The sequence below is a fragment of the Streptomyces sp. NPDC034084 genome, assembly GCF_055575535.1.
The window spans coordinates 1-14,363 of sequence record NZ_JBVISK010000009.1; the positions used below are offsets into that span (position 1 = coordinate 1).

Here is a 14,363-nt window from a genome sequence, read left to right on the forward strand (position 1 = left end):
ACGCAGCCTCCCCATGGGTCTCCGTGTCCCGCGGCACATCACGCGCATTCCCCCACATGAGGTCCCGGGGTTGTTGGTTTCGCGTGCCCCCCGCCCCGTGCGGGGCGGGGGGCACGGACCCGCCGGTTCACTCCGCGCTGTGGGCGAAGAGCTTCAGGACGGGGACACCGACCTTGTGGCGGGCCCGGGAGGCCCAGTCCCGGTGGAAGAACTCCTCCACGTAGTGCGGGGCGGTGAGCACGATCACCTCGTCCGCCTTCGACTCGTCGACCACCGCCTTCATCTTGTCGAGCGGGTGGTCCTCGACGACCTGGCCGACCGCTTCGCAGCCGGCGTTTCTCAGGGCCTGGAGCGAGACCTCCAGTGCCTGCTCGGCGGGGACCCGGGCCTCCTTGCCCTCCGGTTCCTCGCCCTCCCGGGTCGCCTCCTTGAGTTCGCCCATGGCGACGTCGTCGATGGCACGCAGCAGTACATCGGCCTGGTCACCACGCGGCTGCATGAGAACGATGAAGGACATGCCCTCGTCGCCGTGCAGGGTGGTGACGAATTCCACGTCGACGGACGTGAGGGGCTTCTCGATCATCAGAACGCTTGTGAACACCTCAGGAGCCCTTCTGCGGAAACCATCCTTCCCCGTGCCCGCACGGGGTCTGCGACAGTAAGTGTGCCCAGCGGACGCAAAGCGGAACGACAAATTCCGCCGATTGTCAGATCCGAAGGTAGCGGGTGAAGAGGAAGCCGTCCTGCTCCAGCACGGAAGCCACCTGGAAGCGTGTCGGGACGGCCACCGAGGGGCCTCCGGCGATCCGCTGGGCGTCGCCCGCCGTCATCGTCGGCGAGAGCGTCAGGCACAGCTCGTCGAGGACCTGGGCGCCCACGAACTGACCGAGCAGCCGCGGCCCGCCCTCGGTCAGCTGGCGGCGCAGCCCGCGCTCCGCGAGCACCGCCAGCGCGCGGGCCGGCACCACCCGGGCCCCCTCGCCCGCGAACAGCACCTCGGCGCCCGCCTCCCGGGCGGCCCGGATCCGCTCCACGGGCGCGCCGGAGCCGGTGAGGATCAGGGTCGGCACCAGGGGCTCGGTGAAGAGCGGCAGCGAGAAGTCCAGGTCGAGGGAGGCGCTGACCACGGCGATCACGGGAGCCGGGCCCTGTCCGGCGGCGGCCCGGCGCGCCGCGAAGGCCTCCCGCGCGCGGGCCGGCCGGTAACCCTCCAGCCGGACCGTCTCCGCGCCGACCACGACGACGTCGGCGAGCCCGCGCAGGAGGCCGAAGATCCGCATGTCCGTCTCGGAGGAGAGCGGCCGGGAGCGCCCGTCGTGCTGGCCCGCCCCGTCGAGGGAGGAGACCATGTTGGCCCGCAGCCACGGACCGTCGCCCTCCGGATACGCGTAGGCGTCGGCGAGGTCGTCGAGCGACCACTCCCGGTCGGAGAGCGCCCTTGCGCGATCGGAAAGCGACTTCTCGCGAGTGGAGATCGACTTCTCCCGGTCAGCGAGCGACTTCTCGCGGTCGGAAGGTGATCCCTCCTGACCGGAGAGCGACCTCTCCTGGTCGGAGGTGGTGAGAGCTGTCATGTCCGTCACAGGGAAGAGCTGGCGCATCCCCGCAGTCTGGCACGGCGCTTACAGTGGGGAACTGTGTCGACCCGTGCCCTCACCGAAGCGGCGGCTTCTCCGGAAGCGGCCCCCCTCTCGCTGTGCTCCCGAGAGCCCCACGTCCCCGCCGACCGCCTCGTCGCGGAGATGGTGCCGCCGCCACGCTTCGACTCGGTCCGCTTCGACACGTACCTCCCCGACCCGAACCAGCCGAGCCAGACGGACGCCGTCAAGGTACTGAGCACCTTCGCCGAGGGCCTCGGCGGGGCGCACGCCTCCGGCGCCGGGAAGCGCCGCTGGTTCGCGAGGAAGCCGGCCGCCCCGAGCGGCCCGCGCGGGGTCTACCTGGACGGCGGGTACGGCGTCGGCAAGACCCACCTGCTCGCCTCGCTGTGGCACGCGACGCCGGCGGAGCCCGCGCTGAAAGCGTTCGGCACCTTCGTCGAGCTGACCAACCTGGTCGGGGCGCTCGGCTTCCAGAAGACCGTGCAGACGCTGAGCGGACACCGTCTTCTCTGCATCGACGAGTTCGAGCTCGACGACCCGGGCGACACCGTCCTCGTCTCCAGCCTCCTCGGCAAGCTCGTCGAGTCGGGCGTGGCGCTCGCCGCCACCTCGAACACGCTGCCGGGCAAGCTCGGCGAGGGCCGCTTCGCCGCCGCCGACTTCCTCCGTGAGATCCAGGGCCTCTCCGCCCACTTCCGGCCGCTGCGGATCGACGGCGAGGACTACCGCCACCGCGGTCTGCCCGAGGCCCCCTCCCCGTACTCCGACCAGGTGGTCACCGAGACCGCGTACGCGACGCCGGGCGCCTCCCTCGACGACTTCCCGCATCTGCTCGAACACCTGGCCAGGGTTCACCCGAGCCGGTACGGCGCCCTCACGGACGAGCTCAGCGCCGTCTGCCTCACCGACGTCCAGCCGGTCCCGGACCAGTCGACGGCGCTGCGGCTCGTCGTCCTCGCCGACCGGCTGTACGACCGCGAGACACCCGTGCTCGCCTCCGGTCTCCCCTTCGACAGGCTGTTCAGCGACGAGATGCTGAACGGCGGCTACCGCAAGAAGTACTTCCGGGCGATCTCCCGGCTCACCGCGCTCGCCCGCGACGCGAAGGGACTCGTCGCGCAGTAGCTTGGGGGCCGTACCCGATCGAAAGGGATCCACCATGGCCACCGTGCGTCACGCCCACACCGTCTGGCAGGGCGACCTCCTCAAGGGCTCCGGCGTCGTCACCCTCGACTCCTCCGGTCTCGGCTCGTACGACGTCTCCTGGCCGGCCCGGACGGAGGAGCCGGACGGCCGGACGAGCCCCGAGGAGCTCATCGCCGCCGCGCACTCCTCCTGCTTCTCGATGGCCTTCTCGAACGGACTGGCGAAGGCGGGCCACGCGCCCGACCGCCTGGAGACGAAGGCCGACGTCACCTTCCAGCCGGGCCAGGGCATCACGGGCATCCACCTGACCGTCCGCGGGACGGTCTCCGGTCTGGACGCGGACGAGTTCAAGGCGCTCGCCGAGGACGCGAAGAAGAACTGCCCGGTGAGCCAGGCGCTCACGGGCACGACCATCACCCTCACCGCCGAACTGGCCTGACGCCGGGTCACCAGTCGCGCCACATGAGGCCGTTGCGGCCCGCATGGTTCACGTGTCACCACTGTGCGTGGTACACACATGCGGGTCACACGTCACACACCTGTGCTCCCCCGGGCCCCGCGGCCCGGGGGACCCCCAACAGGAAAAGTGGGTTGCCTCATGTCCGCAACACGACGTCAGCTCCTGTCCCGCACCGGCGCGTCCGTCGCCGGGATCGCCTTCACGGGCGCCCTCTCCGAGCTCTTCGCCGGAAGCGCCGCCGCCTCGGGGCTCTTCGCCGGAAGCGCCGCCGCGGGCGGCCGGGGAGGCTACGGCCCCCTGGTACCGGACCCGGACGGTCTCCTCGACCTCCCGGCCGGCTTCCGCTACCGGGTCCTGTCCCGGCAGGGCGACCCGCTCCGCTCCGGCGAGGGCCTCGTCCCCAGCAACCACGACGGCATGGGGGCCTTCCCCGGCCGCCGCGGCCGGGTGCACCTCGTCCGCAACCACGAGAACCGGGTCACCGGGAAGATCGCCGTCCCCACCGTCCCCGGCCTCACCTACGACCCGGCGGGCAAGGGCGGCTGCACGGCCCTGGAACTCGACGGCCGGAACAACGTCCTGGGCGAGCGGGTCGCCATCGCCGGCACCGCCGTCAACTGCGCGGGCGGGCCCACGCCGTGGAACACCTGGCTGACCTGCGAGGAGACCGAGGACCGGGCCGGCACCAACGGCTACACCAAGGACCACGGCTTCATCTTCGAGGTCGACGGCGCCGACCCGCACCGCACCGGCGCCGTCCCGCTCACCGCGATGGGCCGCTTCCAGCACGAGGCGATCGCGATCGACCCGGCGAGCGGCGTCGTGTACGAGACGGAGGACGCCTTCGAGCGGCCCTTCGGCCTCTTCTACCGCTTCCTCCCCGAGAAGCCGCTCGGGGGCACCGGCTCGCTGCGCGCCGGCGGCGCCCTGGAGGCCATGCGGGTGCCCGGCGTGCCGGACCTCTCCGTCATCCAGGAGACCGGCGCCCGCTTCGAGGGCGTCGAATGGGTCCCCGTACCGGATCCGCTGGCGAACGGGACGCCCATCCGGCACCAGGACTTCGGGCCCCGGGGCATCACCCACGCCCAGAAGCTGGAGGGCTGCTACTGGGGCGGGCGGGCCGTGTACTTCGTGTCCTCCTTCGCGCGGGCCAAGGACGGCTCGGCGGCCACGCACTTCGGCCAGGTGTGGAAGTACGAACCGCACAGGCGCCGGCTCACCCTCGTCGTGGTCTTCGGCCCGAGCACCGACGTCCAGCTCCCCGGCGAGTCCCCGGACAACATCTGTCTGGCGCCGACCGGAGGCCTGATGGTCTGCGAGGACGGCGACGGGGCGCAGCACGTCTTCGGGGTGAGCGCGAAGGGCGAGGTGTACGCGGTGGCCCGGGGCAGGCAGAACATCGGCACCCCGGAGGCCCCGGAGTGGGGCGAGTTCGCGGGCGTCACCTTCTCGCCGGACGGCTCGACCATGTACGTCAACTGCTACACGCCGGGCACGACGTTCGCGGTGACGGGCCCGTGGTGCTGAGCTAGCGGGCGCCCGGGATCCGTCGCACGATCGGGAGAGGACGATCGGCGCGGTGGAAGGGGCGACGGATGCCGAAGAAGGACGGCGGGGGGAAGAAGCCGAAGGCTCCCGAACCCGTGCTGCGCGACCTCCTGCGGATCCCCGAGGGCGAGCGGGTCGACCTCACCGCGTACGACGCCAGGGCGACCCCGGCCGGCCCCACCGGCAAGGCGGCCGGCCTGGACGCCACCGCCGCCCTCGGGCCGCGCCTCGCCGAGCTCCAGGAGCGCCTGTACGCGGCGAGCACCGCCGGCGACCGCCGGCGGCTGCTCCTCGTCCTCCAGGGGATGGACACCAGCGGCAAGGGCGGCACGGTCAAGCACGTCGTCGGCTTCTTCAACCCGGCGGGCTGCCGGATCCGCGCCTTCAAGGCGCCGACGGCGGAGGAGCGGAACCACCCGTTCCTCTGGCGGATCATGCGGGCGCTCCCCCAGCCGGGCGAGATCGGCATCTTCGACCGCTCGCACTACGAGGACGTCCTGGTCGCCCGGGTCCACGACCTGGTCCCGCGCCGGCTGCTCGGCCGCCGCTACGGCCAGATCAACCGCTTCGAGAAGTCCCTCGCCGAGGACGGGGTGACCGTGGTCAAGGTCTTCCTCCACCTCTCGTACGAGGAGCAGCGCGCCCGGCTCCTCGAACGCCTGGACAACCCCGACAAGCACTGGAAGTTCGACACGGGCGACCTCGAGGAGCGGGCGCTGTGGCCGGCGTACCGGAAGGCGTACGAGCTCGCCCTCGAACGCTGCACGACGGACGAGGCCCCCTGGCACCTGGTCCCCGCGGACCGCAAGTGGTACCGCAACTGGGCGATCAGCAAGCTCCTGCTCGAACACCTGGAGGCGCTGGACCCGCGGTACCCGCCGGGGGACTTCGACGTGAAGGAGTGCCGGGAGCGGCTCCTGGCCCTGTGAGCGGGGCGGTCATCGGCGGGGCGGCCATCGGGCGGGGACCCGGGTGCTGCTGCTGTGGCGTCGCGGGCATTCATCACTTTGATCGGATAACTTCCGATCGTGAACACTTCTGTACGAAAATTGGCGGCGCTTGGTCTCCTGGGTGCCGCCCTCGTCGGCTGCGGCAGCGGCGCGGCCGAAACCCCGGCGCCGAAGGCGAAGGCGGCCGTCGTCGACGGCCCCTCGCCGAAGCCCAGCGAGGCCGCCCCCGGCCCGAAGCCCGCGCGCGTCCCCGCCGCCCCGCCCACCATGGCGCCCGGGCCCGGCGGCCTCGCCCCCGTCTACACCCGCCGCGCGAAGGGCACCGAGAAGGTCGTCGCGCTCACGTTCGACGCCGACATGACGGCCGATCAGGGGCCCCGGGCCGCGCGCGGCGAGCGCTTCGACAATCCCGCGCTCATCGCGACCCTGCGCCGGCTCAAGGTGGACGCGACCGTGTTCATGACCGGCCGCTGGGCGGAGGAGTACCCCGACCAGGCCAAGTCCATCGGCGGCGATCCCCGCTTCGAGATCGCCAACCACTCCTACAGCCACTACGCCTTCGCGTCCCCCTGCTACGGCCTGCCGACCGTCCCCGGGCCCGACATGGCCTCCGACGTGCAGCGCGCCTTCGACGCCTTCCGGGACGCCGGCGCCGTCAACGTCGTCCCGTACTTCCGCTTCCCCGGCGGCTGCTACGACGACGCCGCCCTGCGCGCCCTGGCGCCCGCCGGGGTCACCGCGGTCCAGTGGGACGTGGTCAGCGGCGATGCCTTCGCTAAGGACGCGGACGCCGTCGCCGAGCAGGTCCTCGACGGGGTGAAGCCCGGCTCCCTCGTGGTCATGCACTGCACGCGCAGCGCGGCCCCCGTGACCGAGCGGGCGATTCGCCGGATCGTCCCCGAGCTCCGGGCCCGCGGCTACCGCTTCGTGAAGGTCTCGGAGCTCATGAGCCGCTGACCCGGTGCCTCACTCCAGGCGCGCCGTCGCCCGGCAGGCGAGCGCCGCCGTCGCCGCCGCGAGGAGCAGCGCGCCGGCGCAGGCGAGCCAGGGCGGGTCGGCGGTCGTCGTACGCGCCCCGGTGACCAGGGCGGTCATGGCGTGCTTCGCGGGGGAGCCGGTGGTCACGAGCGCCAGCAGGGAGCCGAGCACGAGGGCGGCGAGGGACCAGCCGGGGGCCCGGAGGAAGGGACGGGTGGTCAGCGCCCCGACGGCGGCGCCCGTCAGGGCGCAGGCCACCGCCGCGAGCAGCCCGGCGGAGGCGGCGGCGAGCGGGGTGACCCCGCGCCGGTCTCCGATCGCCGTCACCGCGAAGACGGCGGCCGTGCCGACGAGGACCGGCCAGGCGGCCCCGGTGAGCAGCGCCGCGAGATGCGCGCGGCCCCGCCCGGCGACGGCCGCGACCACGCTGCGGGCGGCGGGCGGCTCCTGGGTGAGGCAGATCCGCACGGACCAGGCGGAGACCGGGAGCAGGGCGGCGGCGGTGAAGCCGAGCGCGCCGAGCACCGGTTCGCCGGCCTGGACGCCGACTCCGATGAAGGCCGCGTACAGCAGCAGCGGTGCCAGCCAGCGCTGGGAGCGCAGCAACAGACCCGACTGGTAGCGCAGGAGCGCCGTCATACCCGTACGCCTTCGGTGCCGAGGTGATGGATGTGCCAGGACGCGTCGAGGAGCACGCCGAGAAGGGCGTCGGAATGGGCCGCGTCCACGGTGAGGACGGTGGTGCCGTCGGGCCCGGGGGTGGCCACCGGATCACCGGGCACACGGCCGGGGAGCGGTCGCCCGCCGGAGACGACGATACGGACGGAGGGCCGGGAGGCGGCGGGAGCGGACACCGACAGGGGCACGGCGAGAGCGGGCTCGGGCCGGCCCGCCGAAAGACCGGCCGCCGTCGTCCCGGGCCCGGGCCGAGTCTCCCGGAGGCCCCCGCCCCTCGCCGCGGGCCCGGGCCCAGCAGCCGAAACACCGAGCCCGGGCGTCACCTCCCGTACCCGGCCCGCCTCCACCCCGTACACGACGGACGCCTCCCCCTCCAGCCGACGCGGATCGTGGTCGACGAAGACGATCGTCGCGCCCGCCGCGAGGCGTTCGCGGACGGCCGTGTCCAGTTCGGCGCGGGCGCCGGTGTCGAGGCCGGTCCAGGCCTCGTCGAGGACGAGCAGGGCCGGGTCGGCGAGGAGGGCCTGGGCGACGGCGACCTTCTGGCTGGTGCCCTTGGACAGCTCCGCGAGCCCGGTTCCGGCGTGCTCGCCCGCCCCGAAGCGCTCCAGCCACTCCCCCGCCCTGGCCCGCGCCGCCGCCCGGCCGAGGCCCTGGACGCGTCCGAGGTGGACCAGGTAGTCGACGGCCGTGAACGGCAGGGCGACGGGGAAGCGCTCGGGGACGTACGCCGTGCGGACCGGACGGCCGTTGATCCGGCCCTCGGTGGGCGCGTCGATGCCGGCGAGCAGCCGGAGCAGCGTGGACTTGCCCGTGCCGTTGGTGCCGACGACCCGGACGAGGGCGGCGGCGGGCAGGTCGAGCGAGACCTCCCGCAGCACCCACGGCCCGCGAAGGCCGTGCCGCCGCCCGACGTGCTCCAGCCTCAATGCGAGGAGTTCTTCTGGGGGGTGAGCTCGCTCGGCCGGACGACGACGAAGCCCTGGCCCTCCAGCTTGAGCTGCACCGCCTCGCCCGAGCCGCCGCGCATCATGGAGCCGAGGGACTGGGAGCGGTGCAGGGAGGTGTGGAGCTGCTCGCTCCAGCCGACGACGGCGTCGGTGTCGACGTACACGGGCGCCTGCGGCGTCACGGGGATGACGACGGGGCTGCCCTCGCACATCAGGGCGATCTTGCCGTAGCCGGAGAAGACGGAGTTGAAGAGTCCGCCGCCGGTCATACCGGCGCCCTTCACGGTCCTGATCTCGTAGTGGAGGGTCGCGTCGAAGCAGAGCACGTTGCGGCCGTTGACGGTGAAGGCCTCGCCCTGCTCGATCTCGACGATGAAGCAGTTCTGCGCCTCGTGCGCGAACCAGGCCTCGCCCTGGCCGCGTACGGCCATCAGCGGCAGGCCCTCACCGGTGACGGCCCGCTTCAGCAGACCGCCGATGCCCTGGCCCTTGCGCTCGAACTGGAGGTCGCCGCGGAAGGCGATCATGGAACCCTGGCGGGCGTGCATCTCCCCGTTCACGGTGTACTTGACCGATTTGGCGTTCTGGAGGGTCATCCCCGGGAAGGCCGCCGCCTCGGCGAGATGTTCGCCGGCAAAAAGATCGCTCTTCATGAGGGGCATCCTGACCCGGAGGCGATGATTCCCACAAGAATCGCTCCTCACGACGGTGGCAGACTTGCCGGGTGAGCAGCAACGAGACCGATCTCCGCGATGAGAAGCCCCAGTTCGTCCTCCCCCTGGTCGTCCGGATCGAGCGCGACGCGCCCCCGAGCCGTACCGACGCCCTGGAGACCGCGGCGCGGGCCGTCCTGGAGATCCTGACCGACGACCGCTCCCTCGGCGAGGGCGAGTGGGCGCAGGTGATGACCGACTGGCAGGACGCCCGGATCCGCAAGGTGGTGCGCCGGGCGCGCGGCGCGGAATGGCGCCGCGCGAACACACTGCCGGGCCTCACGGTCACCGGCGCGGAGGCGGAGGTACGGGTCTTCCCGCCGGTCCCGCTCGACGGCTGGCCCAAGGAACTCGCCAAGCTCCAGGTGTCGGGCACCGACCTCGACGACCCGGCCGCGCCCGGTCCCGTACCGGAGGGGGCGGCGGTGCTGTGGCTCAACCCCGAGCTCGACATGTCGGCCGGCAAGGCGATGGCCCAGGCCGGACACGGCGCGCAGCTGCTCTGGTGGGCGATGCCGGAGGCCGACCGGAAGACCTGGCACGAGGCGGGCTTCCCGCTGGCGGTGCGGACCGCGAAGCCCGGGGACTGGCCGGCCCTGACGTCGAGCGGCCTCCCGGTGGTCCGCGACGCGGGCTTCACGGAGATCGCCCCGGGCTCGTGCACGGTGGTGTCCGAGGGCAGCGCCCTCTTCGCCCCTCACCTGCGGATCCCCCGGACCTGACCGGGGGGCGCCCCGGGTCAGGTGTCTGACCCGTGCCGTAGCGTGCGGCGGGTCTTGCACTTCGAGGAGATCCGCATGCCCGTTCACGCCCGCCTCCGCGCCACCGTCCCCGCCCCCCTTTCCTCGCCCGAGGCCGGCCCGCCTCAGATCGCGGGACTTCCGGGGCGCAGGATGCTCATCCAGCGGAGCGACGAGGAGGTCGTGGCGCGGCCCCTGGACGACGCCTTCGCCGCGGTCCCGGGGGCGGAGGTCCGTTTCCCCGCCCCGTGGCCGCGCCACCGCGGGACGTGGGAGGTGGCGCCGGACGCGAGCCTGGCCGTCTTCGCCGGGGTGCACGGGGTGCGCGCCGTGGAGCCGTCGGGTGCGACGCGCTGGGAGGTCCGGCACGGTTGCTGGTCCGGCGCGTGCCGGGAGCTGCACGAGTCGTACGCCGACTACGCGGAGGAGCAGGACCACCGCTACCCGGACGGGGGTTCGGTCGGCTTCGCCGCAGACGGGAAGCTCGTCTGGGCCCATGTGCGCGGCCCGTTGCCCGAGGGCGAGCTGACCCCGGACACCGTCGACGAATGGCTGGTGATCGACGCCGGCGACGGGCATGTGCTCGCCCGCGGCGACGCCGAGGCCGCGGCGGCCGGCAGCTTCCACCTCCCCCACCCGACCGACCCCCGTCGGATGGGCCTCAGCATCGGCGAGGGCCAGGACGGCGCGCCCCTGCGCCTGGGCAGCTGGGACGGAGAGCGGCTGGACGTCACCTACGTCGAGGGCGACCTCTGTCTGCTGGACGTGAGCCCCTCGGGCGAGCGGCTCATGACGGTCTCCCACGACCAGGACGCGCTCTCCGTCCGCGACTTCGACGGCCACCTGGTGGAGGGGCTGGAATGGGACGCCGAGTCGGTGCTGCCCCCGCACCCCGACGCCCCGTCGAACGGCGAGGACGAGGTGCCCGTCCACTGGGACTGGGCGGGCGGCTTCGTGGACGAGACGACCCTCGTCGTCTCGACCGTCGAGAGCGACGAGGAGTGGGGCGAGGTCCGGCACTGGCTGCTCGACACCACGGGAACGCACGGCCTCCGGCCCCTCGCCTACCCCGCCCGGACCTCCGGCCCGCCGACCGCACTCGGGCACGGCACCTGGGCGACCGCGTCCGAGTCCGGCGACGCCCTGCACGTCTGGGAGGCGGCCGAACCTCAAATGAAGCTCTGAACGTCCCCCTGCTGGGGTTCGGACGTTCCCGCCGGGGCCATCACGTGGGGGACTGAGGACCGAAGGAGGGGGACATGACGGAACTCGGCATCGGCATCGGCTGGCGTCCCGAGATCGCGGACGCGGTGGAGGCGCTGCCCGGAGTCGACTGGGTGGAGGTCGTCGCGGAGAACATCTGCGCGGACCATCTGCCCGATTCTCTGACCCGGTTGCGCGAGCGCGGCGTGACGGTCGTACCGCACGGCGTCTCGCTCGGGCTCGGCGGCGCGGACCGGCCGGACCCGGCGCGGCTCGCGGCGCTCGGGGAGAAGGCGGTGGCCCTGGGGGCGCCGCTGGTCACGGAGCACATCGCGTTCGTACGGGCAGGGGGGCCGCTCACCGCGACCCCGCAGCTCGAGGCGGGGCACCTGCTGCCGGTGCCCCGGACGCGGGACGCCCTCGACGTGCTCTGCGAGAACGTGCGCGTCGCGCAGGACGCGCTGCCCGTGCCGCTCGCCCTGGAGAACATCGCGGCCCTGATCTCCTGGCCGGGCGAGGAGATGACGGAGGGGCAGTTCCTGGCGGAGCTGGTGGAGCGTACGGGGGTACGGCTCCTCATCGACGTCGCCAACCTGCACACCAACCACGTCAACCGGGGCGAGGACCCGGCCCGGGCCCTGTCCGAGCTGCCGGTCGAGGCGATCGCGTACGTGCACGTGGCCGGCGGGATCGAGCGGGACGGGGTCTGGCACGACACCCACGCCCACCCGGTGCCGCCCGCCGTCCTCGACATCCTGGCCGACCTCGCGTCCCGGGTCTCCCCGCCGGGAGTCCTCCTCGAACGGGACGACGACTTCCCGCCGGAGGAGGAGCTGGCGCGGGAGCTGGAGGCGATGGCCGCCGTGGGCATGCGTTCCGCCGGCACGGACCGGGTGCGCACAGCCCACCGGCACGGCGCCCTTTCGCCGGTACCCGCGCCCCGGCGAGCCCCGCTCCTGATCGGCGCCGGGGCCAGGGTCTCGGGCGGCCCGATGCCGAGCGCCCCGGTCGTCCAGGAGCCCGAGCCCGTCGCGTGCGACGCCGCCCGTCAACGCCTGGCCGTCACCCAGGCCTCCCTCCTCTCCGCCCTCGTCGCCGGCACCCCCGTCCCCGAAGGCTTCGACAGCCGTCGGATCGGGGTCCAGAGCCGTGCCCTCGCGGCCAAGCGCGCCGGGGTCGTCGCGAAGGTCGCGCCGGAGCTGCCGGTGATCCTCGGCAAGGGCTTCCGGCCCGCGTTCCTCGCGTACGCCAGGACCCGCCCCATGACCGGCGGCTACCGCCGTGACGCGCTCGACTTCGCCGAGCACCTGCTGCTCGCCGGACGCCCGGAGGACCCGACGGCTCGGCGGCTGCTCACGGAGTGGTGGCAGGACCGTTCCGGCAGCCGCCCGCCGGGCCGCGCCACCCGGCTCGTACGGGCCGCCCGACACGCACTGGTACGGAGATGACCATGGACCTGCTGCTCGTCCTCCTCCACCTCGCGGGCGCCGTCGGCATCGCCCTCGTGATCACCCGGGTCGTCCGGACGCGCGGCGGCGGCCCCGGCGGGCCCGTCCACGACCGGTACGAGGTCGCCTTCCTCAACGGCGGCCCCGCCCGCGTCGCCGACACCGCCCTCGCCGCCCTCCAGGCGGACGGCAGGATCACGATCGGCGGCCCCGGCATCGTCGCGGTCGTCCGCCCCACCGCGTACGACCCGGTGGAGCGCGCCGTCTTCGAGGTGCACGCCGCCGCCCCGCACGGGGCCCTGCACCACCTGCGTCTCGGTGTGATGCGGCACCCGGCCGTCCAGGAGATCGGCGACGGTCTCGCGGCGCGCAAACTGGTCGTCGCCCCGGCGACGCGGCGGGCCACGGCCCGCTGGTGCGCCGCCCTCGGTGTGACGGCCTTCGGTCTCTTCCCCGTCTCGGTGCTCCTGACGATGATCGACTTCGCCACCGACCCGGAGTTCCGGCTCCCGTTCGTCCTCAAGGTGCTGCCGTTGCTGTTCGCCGCAGGCATCACCGCGATCGTCTGCGGGTCGATCGCCGCCGGGCAGGTCACCTCGGCCGGCCGCCGGGCGGTCTTCGCGTACGGCAGGGCGCACGGCCACCTCGCCGACGCCGGCCATCTCGTGGCCCTGCACGGGCTGCGGGCCCTGCCGGACCCGATGCTCCGCGAACAGCTCGCCGCCGCCGCCCGGTACTACGCGCCGCCGCGGCGGCGGAACGGGCGCGGCAGGCGGCCCTCGCCGTCGCACTTCTCGTCCTCGGACGCGGCCGTCCTCGGCGTGGCGACCGAGTGGTGCGCGACCAACAGCTCCTGCGGAGGCGGAGGCGGTGGGGGCAGTTCCTGCTCGGGCGGGGGCAGCTCCTGCTCGTCCGGGTCCTGCTCCTCGGGCTCGTCCTGCTCCTCCGGCTCGTCCTGCTCCAGCGGCAGTTCCTGCTCCAGTTCCAGCAGCTCGTGTTCGAGTTCGAGTTCCAGCTCGTGCTCCAGTTCCAGCAGCTGAGGGGCCCGAGGGGTGGCGGGCGCGGGCGTCCTCCCGTACAACCGGGGCATGGTCTGGGTTCCCCTTCTCCTGGTGGCGTTCGCCGTGGCGGGCGCCGGCTGCGCGCGGGTCTGCCGCGCCTCGCTCGCCGCCGCCGCCCGGACCGACGGGGCGCCTGGAGGTACGGATGAACTCACCGTTCGAGAGGCGGCCTACCTCGCCGGCGGGCCGCTGCGGGTCACCGATCTGACCCTGGTCTCGATGCACCGGGCGCGGCGGTTGCTGCTGGCCCACACCGGCTGGGCGACGGTCGTGGACTCCACGGGCACGGGCGGGGACGAGCTGGAGCGGGCGGTGCTCGGGGCGATCGGGTCCGGTGGTCAGTCGCCGGTCGCCGCCGTCCGTGCGGTGGTCGCCGCCGCCGAGTCCGTACGGCTGCTCGCGGAGGGGCTCGTGGACCGGGGGCTCGCCGTGTCCGAGGAGGGGCGCCGGGAGATCGCGGCCGGGGTGCGTGCGGTACGGGTGGGGTTCCTGCTGACGCTGGTGCTGGGGACGGTCGCGGCGCTCCTGACGCCGCCGGCCGAACGGGCCCCGGTCGTCGCCGCCTTCGCGCTGCCGCTGCTCGGTTCGGGGCTCTGCCTGCTGATCGGGCGGATCGACGTGTACCCGTACACCCGCTGGGCGTCCCCGGCCGGGCAGCGGCTGCTCTCCGGGCTCTCACCGGCCGATCCGCTCACGGCTCTCGCGACGCGCGGTCCTTCCGTACTGGAGCCGGAACTCCGCGCGGCCCTGAAGGCCTGAAAGGCCCCGGAAATGACGCCGGTGCGGGGGGGGGGGGGTGGGGATCGCGACGAAGAGGGAGAACGGGCGGGTGGGGAGCGGGGGAGGGGGGTGTAGCTGACACTTCGCTCTCTCTTTCAGGGACGTGG

Annotated in this window: 15 protein-coding genes; 10 read left to right on the top strand and 5 right to left on the bottom strand. The window is 73.5% G+C overall.

Going from position 1 to position 14,363, the window contains the following annotated elements:
• Nucleotides 1-127: 127 nt before the first annotated feature.
• Nucleotides 128-601 carry an indole-3-glycerol phosphate synthase gene (locus ACZ51I_RS28360; protein ID WP_468881343.1) on the bottom strand — a complete coding sequence of 158 codons (474 nt, stop codon included), beginning with the start codon at nt 599-601 and terminating at the stop codon, nt 128-130.
• Nucleotides 602-707: 106 nt separating this feature from the next.
• Nucleotides 708-1,574, bottom strand: coding sequence for a pyrimidine reductase family protein (locus tag ACZ51I_RS28365; RefSeq protein WP_468881346.1), 867 nt, complete (start codon nt 1,572-1,574; stop codon nt 708-710).
• A 63-nt stretch (nt 1,575-1,637) separates the two neighbouring features.
• On the opposite strand from ACZ51I_RS28365, the gene zapE reads away from it, so the two are divergent.
• From zapE to ACZ51I_RS28390, 5 genes are all read left to right on the top strand, one after another.
• The gene (gene zapE, locus ACZ51I_RS28370; RefSeq protein ID WP_468881348.1) at nt 1,638-2,726 is read left to right on the top strand and encodes a cell division protein ZapE; all 1,089 of its coding nucleotides are present in this window, start codon (nt 1,638-1,640) and stop codon (nt 2,724-2,726) included.
• A 34-nt stretch (nt 2,727-2,760) separates the two neighbouring features.
• Nucleotides 2,761-3,186, top strand: coding sequence for an OsmC family protein (locus ACZ51I_RS28375; protein ID WP_468881351.1), 426 nt, complete (start codon nt 2,761-2,763; stop codon nt 3,184-3,186).
• Nucleotides 3,187-3,345: 159 nt separating this feature from the next.
• On the top strand, nt 3,346-4,734 hold the full coding sequence (locus tag ACZ51I_RS28380) for an alkaline phosphatase PhoX (protein WP_468881353.1): 1,389 nt from the start codon (nt 3,346-3,348) through the stop codon (nt 4,732-4,734).
• 68 nt (nt 4,735-4,802) lie between these two features.
• Nucleotides 4,803-5,684, top strand: a complete 882-nt coding sequence (locus ACZ51I_RS28385) for a polyphosphate kinase 2 family protein (RefSeq protein ID WP_468881355.1) — start codon at nt 4,803-4,805, stop codon at nt 5,682-5,684.
• Nucleotides 5,685-5,780: 96 nt separating this feature from the next.
• On the top strand, nt 5,781-6,662 hold the full coding sequence (locus tag ACZ51I_RS28390) for a polysaccharide deacetylase family protein (protein ID WP_468881694.1): 882 nt from the start codon (nt 5,781-5,783) through the stop codon (nt 6,660-6,662).
• A gap of 9 nt (nt 6,663-6,671) precedes the next feature.
• On the opposite strand, the gene ACZ51I_RS28395 is transcribed toward ACZ51I_RS28390, so the two are convergent.
• Genes ACZ51I_RS28395 through ACZ51I_RS28405 form a run of 3 tightly spaced genes read right to left on the bottom strand, consistent with a single transcriptional unit; the run spans nt 6,672 to nt 8,964 of the window.
• Nucleotides 6,672-7,322 carry an ABC transporter gene (locus ACZ51I_RS28395; protein WP_468881358.1) on the bottom strand — a complete coding sequence of 217 codons (651 nt, stop codon included), beginning with the start codon at nt 7,320-7,322 and terminating at the stop codon, nt 6,672-6,674.
• Entirely contained in the window at nt 7,319-8,290 is a 972-nt protein-coding gene (locus ACZ51I_RS28400; RefSeq protein WP_468881360.1) for an ABC transporter ATP-binding protein, read from the bottom strand. Before ACZ51I_RS28400 ends, ACZ51I_RS28395 begins: the two co-directional genes overlap by 4 nt.
• On the bottom strand, nt 8,287-8,964 hold the full coding sequence (locus ACZ51I_RS28405; protein ID WP_468881362.1) for an AIM24 family protein: 678 nt from the start codon (nt 8,962-8,964) through the stop codon (nt 8,287-8,289). Before ACZ51I_RS28405 ends, ACZ51I_RS28400 begins: the two co-directional genes overlap by 4 nt.
• A 71-nt stretch (nt 8,965-9,035) precedes the next feature.
• Between ACZ51I_RS28405 and ACZ51I_RS28410 the strand changes: the two genes are divergently transcribed.
• The 5 genes from ACZ51I_RS28410 to ACZ51I_RS28430 all read left to right on the top strand — a co-directional run bounded on the left by ACZ51I_RS28410 (nt 9,036) and on the right by ACZ51I_RS28430 (nt 14,235).
• Entirely contained in the window at nt 9,036-9,746 is a 711-nt protein-coding gene (locus ACZ51I_RS28410) for a peptidyl-tRNA hydrolase (RefSeq protein ID WP_468881364.1), read from the top strand.
• Between the two features lie 75 nt (nt 9,747-9,821).
• Nucleotides 9,822-10,949 (top strand): hypothetical protein, encoded by a 1,128-nt coding sequence (locus tag ACZ51I_RS28415; protein ID WP_468881366.1) that lies wholly within the window; start codon nt 9,822-9,824, stop codon nt 10,947-10,949.
• A 74-nt stretch (nt 10,950-11,023) separates the two neighbouring features.
• Nucleotides 11,024-12,415: an MbnB/TglH/ChrH family RiPP precursor modification enzyme gene (locus ACZ51I_RS28420; protein ID WP_468881368.1), complete on the top strand. Its 1,392-nt coding sequence runs from the start codon at nt 11,024-11,026 to the stop codon at nt 12,413-12,415.
• Between the two features lie 2 nt (nt 12,416-12,417).
• Complete coding sequence (locus tag ACZ51I_RS28425; RefSeq protein WP_468881371.1) at nt 12,418-13,455, top strand: TIGR04222 domain-containing membrane protein; 1,038 nt, start codon at nt 12,418-12,420, stop codon at nt 13,453-13,455.
• A 48-nt stretch (nt 13,456-13,503) separates the two neighbouring features.
• Complete coding sequence (locus tag ACZ51I_RS28430; protein ID WP_468881373.1) at nt 13,504-14,235, top strand: TIGR04222 domain-containing membrane protein; 732 nt, start codon at nt 13,504-13,506, stop codon at nt 14,233-14,235.
• Nucleotides 14,236-14,363 lie beyond the last annotated feature (128 nt).

Excerpts from the sequence above, each read along its gene's own strand:
- ACZ51I_RS28365 (WP_468881346.1), bottom strand. The coding sequence starts at position 1,574 with ATGACAGCTCTCACCACCTCCGACCAGGAGAGGTCGCTCTCCGGTCAG.
- ACZ51I_RS28375 (WP_468881351.1), top strand. The coding sequence starts at position 2,761 with ATGGCCACCGTGCGTCACGCCCACACCGTCTGGCAGGGCGACCTCCTC.
- ACZ51I_RS28380 (WP_468881353.1), top strand. The coding sequence starts at position 3,346 with ATGTCCGCAACACGACGTCAGCTCCTGTCCCGCACCGGCGCGTCCGTC.
- ACZ51I_RS28385 (WP_468881355.1), top strand. The coding sequence starts at position 4,803 with ATGCCGAAGAAGGACGGCGGGGGGAAGAAGCCGAAGGCTCCCGAACCC.
- ACZ51I_RS28395 (WP_468881358.1), bottom strand. The coding sequence starts at position 7,322 with ATGACGGCGCTCCTGCGCTACCAGTCGGGTCTGTTGCTGCGCTCCCAG.
- ACZ51I_RS28405 (WP_468881362.1), bottom strand. The coding sequence starts at position 8,964 with ATGAAGAGCGATCTTTTTGCCGGCGAACATCTCGCCGAGGCGGCGGCC.
- ACZ51I_RS28415 (WP_468881366.1), top strand. The coding sequence starts at position 9,822 with ATGCCCGTTCACGCCCGCCTCCGCGCCACCGTCCCCGCCCCCCTTTCC.
- ACZ51I_RS28420 (WP_468881368.1), top strand. The coding sequence starts at position 11,024 with ATGACGGAACTCGGCATCGGCATCGGCTGGCGTCCCGAGATCGCGGAC.
- ACZ51I_RS28425 (WP_468881371.1), top strand. The coding sequence starts at position 12,418 with ATGGACCTGCTGCTCGTCCTCCTCCACCTCGCGGGCGCCGTCGGCATC.
- ACZ51I_RS28430 (WP_468881373.1), top strand. The coding sequence starts at position 13,504 with ATGGTCTGGGTTCCCCTTCTCCTGGTGGCGTTCGCCGTGGCGGGCGCC.